Here is a 12,401-nt window from a genome sequence, read left to right as displayed (position 1 = left end):
TTGCTAGCTTGCTAGTTAGTTTTCTTTAATTCTTAGTTTATAATTTTTATAAGCTAAAATCAATTTTAAGGGATAATGAAATTATTTTTATAGATTGGTTACAAGCTTGGTAAAACTAGCTTAAAAATTTTGTTAGTCTGATAACATCACTGCCAAACATCATATTTAGCAGTACTCTGACTCCAATGAATTACTTCTAAATATCTACGTAGCTCTGAACTTTTTCCTTGTTCCAATAATTGCTCTATCTTTTCATGTTGGTGATTGGTTTTTTTTAAAATCTCTTGAACATTGTCCTGCTTGAGCCGTAAGCAATTTTTTCCAATGAAGATTCGTTTAGCAGCTAATAATTCTTGGGTGAGAAATTTATTTGGACACTTACTGATATAAACATTATGAAACTGTTCTTGCAAGCTGTTGTATTTTGTATACAATTTATGCTCAATTGCCGAATACATACTATCAATTAGAAATTTCATTAATTGATAGTCATCCATACCTAGATAATCAACCGCCAATTCTGCCGTCTTTCCTTCAAGTGTGCCGATTACTACATAAAGTTGTTCAACATCTTTTTGCGAATATACTTTAATACGGTATCCCTTCCGTGGTTCTCGTTCTAAAATTGAATCCGCTGAAAGTAACAATAAAGCCTCCCTAATTGGCGTTCGGCTCAACCCAATTTTATCAGCTAAAAACTGTTCTGTTATACGATCCTTTGGATTAATATTGCCAAGTATTAACTGATCAGAAATAAATCTGTAAACTTGTTCTTTTGGTGTCATAAGATCCCTCCAACAAATATTATATTATTTACTGAATTTTTAGACAAAAGAATGTTGATAATTTCTATTGTATATTGTATACTGCAGCTAATAAACAAGGAGGTAATTTTATGTTATTTTTTAATAATGCTATTGTTAGAACACCAGCTAAATCAGTTGTCAACGGCATTGATGACTATGCAAATTCAGGTAAACCAGATTACACTAAAGCTGTTCAAGAGCATGAAAGTTACGTTAAGTTGCTAACTGAAATGGGTATCAAAGTAACAATATTAGACCCACTTGTTGATTATCCAGATTCTTGTTTTGTTGAAGACCCAGCTGTAGTTGCGGATAAATTTGCTGTTATTACAAATCCAACTAGAAGCAGTCGGACAAAAGAACGTGAAAAAATTAGACCTATCATTAATAAGTTTTATCAGAAAGACCAAATCTTTGAAATCCATAGACCAGGATATTTAGAGGGAGGAGATGTAATGCGTGTCGGAAATACTTTTTTCGTTGGTTTATCTGCCAGGACAAATCAAGTTGGAATTAATCAATTCACCAAAATTGCCGGCAAGTTTGATTATGAAGTTATTTCAGTCCCAGTTAACGAATTCTTACATTTAAAAACCGGTACTACTTACCTGGAAAATAATAAATTATTAGTAGCTGGAGAATACATTAACAATCCTTACTTTAAGAATTTTGAACAGTTGCAGGTACCAAGTGAAGAAAATTATGCTGTGAACTGTATTGATACTGGAAATGGAGTTATTATGCCAGCTGGTTTCCCAAAAGTTAAAACAATACTAATCCAACATGGATTTAGTCCTTATGAAATAAACATGTCGGAATTCAGCAAAATTGATGGCGGCTTAACTTGTTTATCTTTGAGATTCAATGCTTGATTTCTAAAATTTTGGTAATTATATTTCAATCAAGCAACGATTTAAACATAATCCAGCTGTTTTCTATTCAATAGCAGCCCATATGCTTTTAATTTATATAGTTCTTATGACTTAGTTAGTTGTTTTAAATATGATACCTAATTTATTAACACTTAAAAATGACAATAAACGATTTCTCTCTCGTCAATAAATTCGAAAGTTGTCAGCCTATTAATTTAAATATACTGCGAACAGTCGATAATTACTTGGCTAAAATAAAGTTCGTTAGAATCGTCTTTTGATGGTTCTTTTTTAACTTAATAAGGCAAGAACACCACCTGTCACAAATAATAAAATTTTTAAATTTCTAAACCAACTTAATCCTGCAAGCTCAAAAATATCCAATACCATTTGTTTGGGGGTGATCAATCCATATCAAGTTGATTATCTCCAATAAGGACTCAAAGCTGACTTTCCAACAAAAAAACGTTTGATTTCTTCAGCACACTGGCAAGCTGAAGCAGTTAAAATTTCTTGTGTTTCAGCGCCAATGTGCGGAGTTGCAAGAAAATTAGGCAATTTTTGAAAATCATTTAATGAATGCCGAGTTCCTGCCAAGAAAACGTCAACTGCTGCTCCAGCCAGCTGTCCTTGGCATAATGCATCATATAAATCATCAGTTTTAATTAAAAGCCCGCGCGCCGTATTGATTAAAATTGCATCTGAACGCATTTTCATTAACAACTTAGCTGAAAAGAATTGATTTGTTTGTGATGTTGCCGGAATATGCAGACTAACAATTTGGCTTTGTTTTAACAATTCGTCAATGGTTACCTGCCTACCAAATTTAATTTTTTTGGGCCGATGATTCCAGACTAATATTTCAACGTTAAATGGCTGCAACAGTTCTTCAACCTCTTGGGCGATTCTTCCATAACCAATTAATCCAATTGTTTTGCCGGTCAACAAACTGCCAACTTGACGCTGCTGAGTTGCAATGCTTAGAGGTAAACGATGTAAAAGCGACAAGATTAACGTTATGGTCAGTTCAGCTACCGATCGAGCATTAATGCCCGGTGTATAAGTAAGTTGAATTCTCCGATTTTTTAAATAATCTAACGGTAAATTATCCACGCCAACTCCATGCCGAGCAATAATTTTTAGCTCCGGAAACAGCTTTAAATCTGCAATCGTTAACTTTCCGGCTCGCGCTACAATTGCCTGAACTGCAACAAGCTGCGGATTCTTTTGCAATAACTCTGGCAAACTGACCCCAGCTGGTCGTTCGAAAACTTGAAAGCCAGCTTCTCTTAAAAGCTTGATTCCTGATACAGCAATTGGTTCGTTCAACAAAACTTCCGGCAAAGCTGCTCCTCCTTTATTGGCGTTATTTGCTTTGGCTTTGACTAAAAACCCGACCGCTTAAACGATAGTAAACCGGCAAAGCAACTAATCCACCAACCACACCTTGTAAAAAGTTAGTCGTAATACCAATTAAACCGGCCGTTAAAGTATACAAGAAAGTATCCGTCAGGAAATAACCGCCGACCATGATCAAAACACCGCAACTCATGGCTAAAATCAATGACTTCCGAGTATGTTTTTCATTTAACCAACCAACAATCAATCCTTCGAGGCCATGAACAATTAGAGAAAAGAACATATATTGGGTATATCCGGAAATCAAATCTAGCAAAAAGCCGCTCAAGCCGCCAACGACCATCCCTTCTCGCCGCCCAAGCAACAAAGCGGCAATAAAAATCCCAGCATCACATAAATTGATGTTGCCATGAGTCATCGGAACTGGAATAATAAAAAACCTAGAAATTACCACGTTAGCTGCAATTAATAAAGCAACTAACGTGATCCTTTTTAATGACGTAATTTCTTTCACTGTAAATTCCTCCTAATATTTGATAATCAAAATTCTTAAAATGAGATTTTTAATCCAACTTTAATTTAAAGCATATTCTAACACGAATTCAATCAATTATCAGCAGTTGGGTGCAAATTTGTAATCAATCTTGGCAGCAAATATCCTAAATCAATGCCAAAGCGACGTTGCTGAGGCAATTGATTGGCTTGCTGTTTTAAGGTTTCATACAACAAAGCTGCTGCCTGTTTAATTGCAGCTGACCATGAAAAATTTTTCCATAAAAAACCAGTTAACAATGTAGCAAACACATCCCCGCTACCATAAAAATGACCCGGTAAGCACGGATAAGTCACTAACTGTAGCTGATCTTGTTCCAGCCAGCAACAGCCAATTTGGTGATTCTTAACTACTCCAGTGATGACTGCTTTGCCATTTGGAGGTTGCAAAGAATTCAAATTTTTTAACAACTTAACTAAAACTGCTTCATCTGGACAAGCTAAATAACTTATTCCAGTCAATAAACCCGCTTCGGTCAGATTAGGCGTAATCACATCTGCCCGCAAACACAAGCGTTTTAAACTTTGCAAATGCTTAGCAGTAATTTCAGGATAGAACTTTCCTTCATCAGCCATAACTGGATCAACGACTCGCAATCGCAATGACGGTAAGCTTAGTTGTTGCCATAATTGTTGCGCAATCTCTTCTTGGTCAAAATAACCGATCAAAATTCCTCCCAATTTCAGACCAACTTGCTGCCAATGCTTTTGGGTTTGTTCGATCCAATCTTTCGTCTCCAAATGCTGGGGCAAACCAAACCCCTCAGTTTGCGTTGACAGTAAATTTGTCGGCCAACTAGCAGTAGGAATCGCCATGGCTGCCATGATTGGTAAAGCAGCTGTCATTGATAATTGACCAACTGCCGAAAAATCTTCAGCTATTAATAAATGACCTTCTTCAACCATTACCGTTCCCCCCTAAAAATAATTTAATTCTTGCACATTTTTAGTCTAAATGCTAACGTAAATTACAACTAATTTAAAATTGGAGCTGAAGAAAATTGTATTTACGCCAAATAAAAACGGCCGATGAACCGACCGTTAAAAAAATTATTCAGGCAACCTTAGCCGAGTTTAATGATGCCAAACCTAACACTGCCTATTACGATCCGCAATTAGCAAGTTTAGCAACTTACTACAACTCTCAACCAACTAAAGCCTTTTACTGGGTAGTTGAAGATCAGCAAAAAGTGATTGGCTGTGGTGGCTTTGGTCCCTTTGCCGATCCGCAAATTGCCGAATTACAAAAGCTTTACTTTCTGCCAGCTGCTCGCGGATTCGGCTTAGGGAAAAAAATCATTTTAGCATCCGAGCAAAAAGCTCGCCAGCTCGGCTATCAACAATTATATATTGAGACTTTCTCTAATCTTGAGCGAGCAATCGGACTTTATCGACATTTAGGCTTCCGGGCGTTACCACAGGCTTTAGCACAAACCAGCCACTCAGCTTGCGATGCTTGGTTCATTAAAGACTTGAATTAACGTGACTGTAAAACTAATCGTTGCAAGACTTGGGTGAAAGCTGGATCAGCATTCAAGGCTGGAACTAGGGCAAAATCTTCCCCGCCACTTGTCAAAAAGTACTCCCTGTTTTCAATTTCCAATTCATGCAAAGTTTCCAAACAATCTGCAACAAAACTTGGAGCCGCAACCAAAACACGCTTAACTCCTTGTGCTGGTAAAGTTTTTAAAGTCGCGTCAGTTGCTGGTGTCAACCATTCATCTGGACCAAAACGAGATTGATAAGTTTGTTTGACTGGCACCTTGGTCTTTAATTCGGCTAAAAGCAGCTTAGTCGTCAGTTCACATCGTTGCTGATAAGGATCACCCTTTGCAACATAGCTTTTGGGAATACCATGATAGGATAGCAACAGCAGATCTGGTTTAAATTCAGCTAGAGCTGCTGTTATTTTGGCCGCTAAAGCCTGAATATAAGGTTGGAAATCACAAAAATCAGTAATCAAATGCAAATTAGGAATAATTGACCGCCGATAAAAAAAACGATTGATATCATCCGCAACTGAGCCAACCGTTGTCGTTGAATATTGGGGGTAGAGGGGAATGATCGTTAAATCGTCAACTTTAGCCATCTCAAATTCGGTCAAAGTATCCTTAATCAATGGATCACTATAGCTCATTGCAAATTTGACCACATAATTCGGCAAAAGTTTCTGCAGCTGCATTGTTTGCTGTTGCGTGTAATACAAAAGCGGTGAACCATGCTCCTTTGACCAGATCTGCTGGTAAAGTTTAGCTGACTTAGCTGGACGTTTGGGCAAAATCATCGAATTCAAAATTGGTTTCCATTTCCAGGCCGGTACATCAATCACTCGTGGATCACTCAAGAAGCGGCGCAAATATTCGCGGACATCTTCAGTGGTTGGTGTTTTGGGAGTACCTAGATTAATTAATAAAACTCCTTTTTTCATTCAAATCTCTCCTAAAACTCTCTAATTTAATTGATTTTGTTTCTCTAAGCGTCAAAGCTAAACCTCCCACAGTTATAATTCCCAAAGTACTTAAAATTTCCCCGTAAGAATATCTTGGAGCGGTTGAAAGATCTTTTTTGCTTGATTGTTCAACTAGACTTGTTTGCTCACTTACTTTAAGACCGGTTGCTATCTCATGAGCTATAAAACCAAAAGCCAAAAATGATGTTACTACTAAAACTCCTAGCACAAAACGCTTTTTCATGGATCATCCCTCCGCTAAATCAGTTAATTGAGAATCAGTTTCAATTAACTTTATTCTAGCAACAGAAATGAATTTAATCAATTGAAAAGTTAAAAAAATTATGCAATTTATAATTTTTCTTATTTTAGGATTATTCTATTTAATTTTTTCATTCAGTGAACGGCCGTACTCGGTTTCATCACTTGCATATGCATCATGAACTCCTAACAAATAACATCCTAAGCTGCCAACCATCACCATTCCAAAATCAGTCGGATATGGCAGCCAGTCATTGCCACCAAATTGATGACTGCCAATCAATGACATGATTGTCAACCAAAGCAGTTCAAGGACCAGCCAGCGAGCCCCTTTGAAACTTTGAAAGACCTTTTGTTTACCGGAAGGCTGACGAAATTCATAGTAGATATAAAAAATCAAGCCAAGTGCAATTACGCCAAAAACTTCAATTGTTGTCGGCCATTTAGCCCAATAAATTGCCAAGCTGGCTAACAAATAAGCTAATGGTGCTAAGAAATGCGCACCCTGTAATTTAAACGGTCGTTTCCAATCTGGAGCCATCCGTCGAAAGCTGATCAAGGTTACTGGACCAGTTAAATAGGCAATCAAGGTCGATGTTGAAATCACGTTGGACAAAGCCCCCCAATTTCTAAAGGCGATGACCATTACCAAGCCTAAGAAAAGATTCACGACCATTGAACGGCGCGGAGTTCGGTATTTTTGACTTAATTTTCCTAAAAACGTTGGTAAATGTCTTGTAGTTGTCATCGCCGCTAATGCCCGCGAGGTTGTTGCTACAAAAGAAACGCCCGTTCCAAACGGTGAAACAAAGGCATCTAAGTATAGAATATCGGCCCACCAATTCAAATTCAGCAAAATCGCAATATCAGCAAATGGGGATTGAAAGTTGATGCCCTTCCAGCCGCCAATCGTCAATTGCTGACTGGGAACTGCTCCAATAAAAGCAACTTGCAATAAAGTATAGATCACCATACTGATTCCAAAAGATATCACAATACCACGAAAAATATTCTTTTCGGGATGCTCAATCTCGTCACCCATATTGATAGTTGTCTGAAAAGCATTATAGGAAAAAATAATTCCCGCTGAGGTCGTCGCAGTAAAAATTGCAGCACTTCCGGCAGGCATAAAGCCAGCTGTTTGAGCAAAATTGCCTGAGTGAAAGCCAGTAAAAAATAAAATTAGGATCGTTAACAGCGGAATTGCCATTTTGAATACAGCAATCAAACTAGTAAAACTGGTCAACAACTTGAGTGACCAAAAATTTAGCAACGTAAATGCCAGCATAAAAAGAAAAACAATCACTAAGCCCTGATTCGTGACATTACCATGAGCTACAAATCCTTTCGTCCAATTAGCCCACGTCCAAGGCCAAGAGCTCATGTACTGAACAGCTGCAACTGCCTCGATTGGAATAATCGTTAACAAAGAGATCCAATTAGCCCAACCGGCAACAAAGCCGAGCAAGGTGCCATGAGAAAAAGCCGCGTACTGACTCATTCCACCACTAGCTGGAAACATTGTTCCTAACTCAATATAATTCAATGCAATTACTCCAATGATTATACCGCCTAAAATCCAAGAGATAATTGCTGCTGGACCAGCAATTTGAGCCGCCATCCCCGAACCAAACAACCAACCGGATCCAATAATTGAACTTAAAGTTAACATTACAATTGAAAAAAGACTGATCTTTTTCGGCATGTTTTTCATGTGCCTCCTCAAAAGTACTATTTTTCAATTATAGCACAGTGAATTAAATTAAAATAAGCTAAGAAAAAGTTAGGCCCTAAATCCTACTTAAAGATCATAATTAGTCATTTAAGTGGTCATTTGTTACTGTTACTAATTGAAGATTCATTTTGCCAAGCTAAAAAAATTCTGGCATCATTTAAAAAAGCAATGCCAGAATTTTATTCTAATTATTTAATTATTCGTCTAAATATCAAGTTCAAATTTCTTAGCTAAGTTTTCTTTTAGCTGATCCGCAATTTTATTCAACTCAGCCACATGGCTCGTAAATTCTTCCATCGTAGCTAAAACTTCTTCTGAGTTTGCTGAAACTTCCTCAGTTCCTGCTGAGTTCTCTTCAGTTGAAGCAGAAATATTTTCTAGATTTTCGAGAACCTTATTTTTAACTTTAACGATTTTTTGACTAGATTTCGCAAGTTCTTCAATTTCTTTAATCATCAGTTCACTTCTTCGAGAAACCTCTTGTGATGACTCAATCGATTTAACAATCAAATCTGTTTGTTTCTCGCCACCAGCTAATGACATCTTAGTCTGTTTAACCATTTCAGAAGATTGGTTGCGAATTTTTTCAATGATTTCACCAATTTCTTTGCTTGAAGAATTACTACGTTCAGAAAGCTTTCTAATTTCCGAAGCAACAACTGCAAAGCCCTTGCCAGCCTCACCAGCACTGGCCGCCTCAATTGAAGCATTCAAAGCTAAAAGATTAGTTTGATCTGCAATTTCACTAATAACGATTATGATTTTGCTAATACTTTGAATACTGTTATTTGAATCTTCCATTTTATTCATTAAAACTTTCATATTGTTGAGTTCTTCATTCCAGTTGTTTTTAACCTGATTTGCTACAACAATATTATTCTGATTAATTTTAGAAGATTCCTGAGACTTATTATTAATATTCAGCACATTATTACTCATGGTTTCAATTGTTTTAGACAACTGCTGCAACTGCTCAACACTCTTTTGCGTATCATTAGCTTGATTGCTAGTAACATCTGCAATCCCAGTAATCGTTTTAGCAACTTCTTCAGTCGCCTTGCTCGTCTGTTTTGAAAGACCTAATAATGAATTAGACATTTTTGAAACTTTGCCACCTTCATTCTTGATCCCATTTATTAAGCTGCCAATCGACTTGATCATTTTATTATAGTAAGCCGTCAATTGTTGGTATTCATTTCCGTTTTCATCAGATTTAACCATACTTTTGACTATATTGCTGCCCAAACCAGCAATCTTGATTTTTTTGTTAGAAATTGTGTGTAATTTTCCTTGACCGGCATCTTCAAATGATTCAACAAAAATATTGATCAGTCGTTTTATGAGATCTGTAATTACCTTAGCAAGAATAATATTCACAATTATCATAATGACTGCTACAATTGCTGAATTTCGAATAATGGCTGACAACTCTGGTGTAATTTCGTTACGTTTTGTCTTAGCAACTGAAATATATTCACCATTACCATTTCTCCGATAAAAAACCCGCTGAACTTTTGAGTCGCCTTTGAGCAAAACATAGCCTGAACTCTTCTTACTAGTAGCCTGCTTTAAACTCTTAAATAGTTGAGTATTCTTGATCTTATTACCGACTAATTTTTTATTTTTGGAAGCAACAACTACTCCACTTGAAGAAACTAAGAAAGCATTGCCTGTTCTACCAACCTCCAACTTACTCAAATCTTGTTGAATTGAATCATAAGAGATATTAAAAGAAAGTACTCCTTCTTCACCTTGACTATTTTTAATAACTTTAGAAACACTCGTTATATATTTACCAGTATTAGCATCGATATATGGTGCTGACCAAAAGATTTTGCCTTGTTGTTTCATTGCGCCTTTATACCAAGGACGCACAAGCGGATTAAACCCAGTAGGCAAACTTGTACTATTAGCAGCAAATTTCCCCGTTGAAGTTGAAAAGATAGCATTCTCGACGGTCCCATTTTCCGTTTCGCCCGCCGAAATGACATTTTTGATTTTCTTCAAATCAAATTTTTGTTTAAATGCCGGTTGTGATGCCATTCCTTCTAAAGCTTTTTTAGCCGATTTTTTTAGTGAATTACGGCTGTGCGCAACGCTAGCAACAGCTGTTTGCTTATCACTATCAGTCCTTTCAATCAAAAGATCCCTCGTACTTATGTAAGAACTCAAAACAGTAATTAAGATAGGAATGATGGCGATTAGTACCAAGATTGTGCTTACCATTTTGCCAATGCTTTTTTTCTTCATTTTGCCTCTCTCCCTTACAGTAAAAATACTGACCCAAGTTATATATCGGTTAAAATTAAACTTAATTTAGACAAACTCAACTAGGTTGCAACAATTTGTAAAATCTTTTCACAAAAAAACTACCCAAGTTTTAATTTAACTTTGAGTAGCCCTTTATTTAACGTAAACATCAGCAAAAAAATATTTTTATTTTACAAAACAGATTGTAGAGCCCCAGCTAATAAGCCACCAGCTAACGGGCCAAGCATTGGAACCCAAGCGTAACTCCAATTAGCTGAAGAACGATTGGGAACCGGTAAGATTGTATACGCTAAGCGCGGCCCCCAATCACGAGCTGGATTTAAAGCAAATCCAGTCGTTCCCCCTAATGCTTGACCAACAACTGTGATCAGTAAGCCAACAATCAACGGTTTTAAACCTTGCGTAAAATCACCCAAATTTAGCAACGTGAATATGAAAACAAAAGTTGCAATTACTTCACTTAAAAAGTTAAATAACGAATTTTGAATTGCCGGAGCTGTTGAAAAAATTCCAACTTGGTTGCCTTGTGCCGGAGTTTTAGAAATTTTGAATTGTGGATAATATTGAATAATAACAATCGTCGCACCAACAAAAGCACCCAGAAATTGCCCAAATAAATACGGTAAAACTTCATGCCAAGGGAAAAAGCCAAATGCTGCAAAGCCAATCGTTACAGCTGGATTTAAATGTCCTTGAGAACCTAATTGTCCAGCGACATAGACTCCAAAAGTTACCGCTAAACCCCAAGCGAATGAAATAAACATCCAATTTTGTCCATGTGCATAATTGCTTTTCAAATTAACTCCAGCTCCACAGCCAACTCCTAAAATAATCAAAATAGCTGTTCCAAAAAACTCGCCCCAAAAACCACTCATTTCAAATTCCTCCTCAATCTAAATTATTATTTGTGAAAAAATATTCACAAGTGTTCCACTATTGAACACGCTTACATTATACTGTACAAACTCACATTTTCCTATTAAAAAACCCTTTTTAGCTTAAATCATTGTGAAGTTAAAAAGGCCTTTTGAGAAATTGTGAAATTTTTGTTTTTAATTTATCTTAGTTTAAAGGGATATACAACCGTTTTGTTAGCTTTTTGTTTACTAAATATTTTGTGAAAACTTGTTTGGTTTATAGCCAATATGCAACGCACCTGCTCCAAAAGTAAAATAATGATACTCAACTTTTTGTAAGCCAGCTAGACGAAATTTTTCAGCCAGTTCTGGAGCTGCAGGAAACTTATAAGCCGTCTTCTTTAGATATGAATAGTCCTGCAAACTACTGCCAAAGATTTGAGCCAGCCATGGAACTATGGAAAAATAAGCTTGCCAGCCCAAACGCAGCGGCCCAACAGGCGGCTTTGATGTCTCCAAACAAGCCACTTGACCACCTGGACGGACAACTCGAACCATTTCTTTGAGTACTTGGTGAAAATCGCTGACATTCCTTAAACCAAAACCAATCGTTACTAAATCAAATGAATTTTCAGCAAATGGCAGCTGCATGACATCCCCCCGCAACAAGTTAATTTTGCCAGTTAATGCTTGTCGTTGAATTTTCTGATAAGCGACCGCTAACATTTGAGAACTGAAATCAACACCAATTATCTGGCTTTGCTGACTAGCTTTATGAGCCAAATCAAGCGTCCAATGACCCGTTCCGCAACAAAGATCAAGAATCTTAGCTTGGGTGGGGAAATTAAGATACTGTAAAGTCTTTTTGCGCCACGACTGCTGAATACCAAGGGTTATCACATTATTCATCCGATCGTATTCAGGTGCCAATCGATCAAACAACGCTTGAACTTTAATTGGCGATGTCGAATTAGTTAATTTCATCAAAGCCACCTCATTTTTATTGTCAACGCCAATTTTAATCCTAATTAATCAGCATCGCCAATCAAATGCAATTTGCGGACTGGTTAAATCATGGCCGTTTATACCAAAAAAACGGTTCTATAATATTCGGTACTGATAGAAATTTTTCTATCCTAAGTACCGATTTTTATTTTATGCCTTGAATTTACACTTTAAGTGCAACGCTAAAACAAAATAAAGGACTCACAAAGGAAATCCAAATATAATAAGTTTGTC

The 12,401-nt window shown here is 36.8% G+C and carries 12 protein-coding genes; 2 read left to right on the top strand and 10 right to left on the bottom strand.

Going from position 1 to position 12,401, the window contains the following annotated elements; genetic code table 11:
* Nucleotides 1-146 precede the first annotated feature (146 nt).
* Nucleotides 147-785, bottom strand: coding sequence for a GntR family transcriptional regulator (locus KH893_RS10440; RefSeq protein ID WP_281166071.1), 639 nt, complete (start codon nucleotides 783-785; stop codon nucleotides 147-149).
* A 110-nt stretch (nucleotides 786-895) separates the two neighbouring features.
* Here KH893_RS10440 and KH893_RS10435 point away from each other — a divergent pair, with 110 nt between their 5' ends.
* On the top strand, nucleotides 896-1,678 hold the full coding sequence (locus tag KH893_RS10435) for a dimethylarginine dimethylaminohydrolase family protein (RefSeq protein ID WP_281166070.1): 783 nt from the start codon (nucleotides 896-898) through the stop codon (nucleotides 1,676-1,678).
* A 423-nt stretch (nucleotides 1,679-2,101) separates the two neighbouring features.
* On the opposite strand, the gene KH893_RS10430 is transcribed toward KH893_RS10435, so the two are convergent.
* The 3 genes from KH893_RS10430 to KH893_RS10420 all read right to left on the bottom strand — a co-directional run bounded on the left by KH893_RS10430 (nucleotide 2,102) and on the right by KH893_RS10420 (nucleotide 4,495).
* Nucleotides 2,102-3,022, bottom strand: a complete 921-nt coding sequence (locus tag KH893_RS10430) for an NAD(P)-dependent oxidoreductase (protein WP_281166069.1) — start codon at nucleotides 3,020-3,022, stop codon at nucleotides 2,102-2,104.
* A 22-nt stretch (nucleotides 3,023-3,044) separates the two neighbouring features.
* Entirely contained in the window at nucleotides 3,045-3,551 is a 507-nt protein-coding gene (locus tag KH893_RS10425) for an ECF transporter S component (RefSeq protein ID WP_281166068.1), read from the bottom strand.
* A 92-nt stretch (nucleotides 3,552-3,643) separates the two neighbouring features.
* A complete protein-coding gene (locus KH893_RS10420) occupies nucleotides 3,644-4,495 on the bottom strand; it encodes a bifunctional hydroxymethylpyrimidine kinase/phosphomethylpyrimidine kinase (RefSeq protein ID WP_281166067.1) in 852 nt (283 codons plus the stop codon).
* Nucleotides 4,496-4,590: 95 nt separating this feature from the next.
* On the opposite strand from KH893_RS10420, the gene KH893_RS10415 reads away from it, so the two are divergent.
* A complete protein-coding gene (locus KH893_RS10415; protein ID WP_281166066.1) occupies nucleotides 4,591-5,070 on the top strand; it encodes a GNAT family N-acetyltransferase in 480 nt (159 codons plus the stop codon).
* Here the strand turns inward: KH893_RS10415 and hemH are convergent.
* From hemH to KH893_RS10385, 6 genes are all read right to left on the bottom strand, one after another.
* Complete coding sequence (gene hemH, locus KH893_RS10410; RefSeq protein ID WP_281166065.1) at nucleotides 5,067-6,017, bottom strand: ferrochelatase; 951 nt, start codon at nucleotides 6,015-6,017, stop codon at nucleotides 5,067-5,069. The genes KH893_RS10415 and hemH overlap by 4 nt on opposite strands.
* The gene (locus tag KH893_RS10405) at nucleotides 5,992-6,282 is read right to left on the bottom strand and encodes a hypothetical protein (RefSeq protein ID WP_281166064.1); all 291 of its coding nucleotides are present in this window, start codon (nucleotides 6,280-6,282) and stop codon (nucleotides 5,992-5,994) included. Before KH893_RS10405 ends, hemH begins: the two co-directional genes overlap by 26 nt.
* A gap of 135 nt (nucleotides 6,283-6,417) precedes the next feature.
* On the bottom strand, nucleotides 6,418-8,004 hold the full coding sequence (locus KH893_RS10400; RefSeq protein ID WP_281166063.1) for an APC family permease: 1,587 nt from the start codon (nucleotides 8,002-8,004) through the stop codon (nucleotides 6,418-6,420).
* 234 nt (nucleotides 8,005-8,238) lie between these two features.
* On the bottom strand, nucleotides 8,239-10,284 hold the full coding sequence (locus KH893_RS10395; protein WP_281166062.1) for a methyl-accepting chemotaxis protein: 2,046 nt from the start codon (nucleotides 10,282-10,284) through the stop codon (nucleotides 8,239-8,241).
* Nucleotides 10,285-10,475: 191 nt separating this feature from the next.
* Entirely contained in the window at nucleotides 10,476-11,180 is a 705-nt protein-coding gene (locus KH893_RS10390; protein WP_281166061.1) for an MIP/aquaporin family protein, read from the bottom strand.
* 231 nt (nucleotides 11,181-11,411) lie between these two features.
* The gene (locus KH893_RS10385) at nucleotides 11,412-12,146 is read right to left on the bottom strand and encodes a demethylmenaquinone methyltransferase (protein WP_281166060.1); all 735 of its coding nucleotides are present in this window, start codon (nucleotides 12,144-12,146) and stop codon (nucleotides 11,412-11,414) included.
* Between the last annotated feature and the right edge of the window lie 255 nt (nucleotides 12,147-12,401).

The organism is Liquorilactobacillus sicerae (assembly GCF_029916425.1).
Lineage (GTDB): Bacteria > Bacillota > Bacilli > Lactobacillales > Lactobacillaceae > Liquorilactobacillus > Liquorilactobacillus sicerae.
This window is presented reverse-complemented; position numbering and strand designations above follow the sequence as displayed.

Coding starts and splice junctions, on each gene's coding strand:
- KH893_RS10385 (WP_281166060.1), bottom strand. CDS start 12,146: ATGAAATTAACTAATTCGACATCGCCAATTAAAGTTCAAGCGTTGTTT.
- KH893_RS10420 (WP_281166067.1), bottom strand. CDS start 4,495: ATGGTTGAAGAAGGTCATTTATTAATAGCTGAAGATTTTTCGGCAGTT.
- KH893_RS10435 (WP_281166070.1), top strand. CDS start 896: ATGTTATTTTTTAATAATGCTATTGTTAGAACACCAGCTAAATCAGTT.
- KH893_RS10440 (WP_281166071.1), bottom strand. CDS start 785: ATGACACCAAAAGAACAAGTTTACAGATTTATTTCTGATCAGTTAATA.
- KH893_RS10395 (WP_281166062.1), bottom strand. CDS start 10,284: ATGAAGAAAAAAAGCATTGGCAAAATGGTAAGCACAATCTTGGTACTA.
- hemH (WP_281166065.1), bottom strand. CDS start 6,017: ATGAAAAAAGGAGTTTTATTAATTAATCTAGGTACTCCCAAAACACCA.
- KH893_RS10400 (WP_281166063.1), bottom strand. CDS start 8,004: ATGCCGAAAAAGATCAGTCTTTTTTCAATTGTAATGTTAACTTTAAGT.
- KH893_RS10390 (WP_281166061.1), bottom strand. CDS start 11,180: ATGAGTGGTTTTTGGGGCGAGTTTTTTGGAACAGCTATTTTGATTATT.
- KH893_RS10405 (WP_281166064.1), bottom strand. CDS start 6,282: ATGAAAAAGCGTTTTGTGCTAGGAGTTTTAGTAGTAACATCATTTTTG.